Source organism: Vagococcus sp. WN80Y (assembly GCF_059621045.1).
The window spans coordinates 1-1,198 of record NZ_JCAQHY010000047.1; the positions used below are offsets into that span (position 1 = coordinate 1).

Annotated in this window: 1 pseudogene; it reads left to right on the plus strand. The window is 40.6% G+C overall.

Annotated features, from left to right (window positions below):
- Positions 1 to 395, plus strand: a pseudogene (locus tag AC5KOD_RS02580) (amidohydrolase); the annotation flags it as partial.
- Positions 396 to 1,198 lie beyond the last annotated feature (803 nt).

Here is a 1,198-nt window from a genome sequence, read left to right on the forward strand (position 1 = left end):
TTGATGTGGCAGAAGGGCATAAAGCAATGGCCGTCTTGAAGGAAGTCGCAGAACACACAGCGGCCGCTCATAAGTGCACCATTCGTTACTTGGACGGTATGCGCTTTGCCACGATTCCGGTCTTAAATGATCCCTTACTGGCAGAAATTGCACGACATGGGGTCACCGACTTGTATCCAGACAAGCTGGTAGAAGGCATTCAGTGGTATGCCTCAGAGTCTTTTTCGCACTATGCCAAAGTCGCCCCAAGTGTCTTTGCCTTTGTAGGGATTGGCAACCCAGAGGTTGGCAGTGGGGCCGAGCATCATAATGATTACTTTGATTTAGATGAGGATGCCTTAGCGTACAGCTTAGGAGCCACGGTGAAGTTTGCGCTTAATTTTTTAACGGAGTAAAGGAGGCCGAAACGTGAGCGATCAGGGGAAGTCGCTCGAGGTGGAAAGGGGTTAATTAATCATGAATGACGGTCTAGGATGAGTGATGGTAGTGGGGGATTTAACAGTTAACGGATGTTGTTTAATCGATAGCGAAAATACAGCTCATGTCTGGATTCAGTCGACATAAGTGAGTCACGGGTTATAGGGGGAACAGTTGATGTAATAGTGTATGTATCAAATGTCCCCATGTTTGTAAGCTGTCGTCTGAATGACTTTTTAGTAAGTCACTAGTTGAATAGTATGTTATTAAATGATAAAGAATACTAGATTTTTCTTTATTTTTAGAAGGTGTTATTTAATTAAAGCGGATAATTTAGCTCATGTCTGGATTCAGTCGACATAAGTGATTGATGGATTATAGGAAAAACAGTTGATGTAACAGTGTATGTATCAACTTCCCCCATGTTTGTAAGCTGTCGCCTGAACGACTTTTTAGTAAGTCGCTAGTTGAATAGCGTGTTATTAAATGATAAGAGGTACTAGTTTCTTCTCAATAATTAAATGCTGTTGTTTAATTAAAGTGGAAAATATGGCTCATGTCTGGCCTCAGTTGACATAGGCGATTAGTTGGTTGGACGAGAAATATTGATGTATCAATGAATCGACCAACGAGTCAACTATTTATCAGCTGTCAACTGAAACACTTTTCTGTAAGTTACTAATTGATGATAGTGTTATATTAACTTGATTAGCGATAAAGACAATAGGAGACTTGTGTTAGATTATCTTAGTTGACCTAACACGAGCTATCTCGATATCTT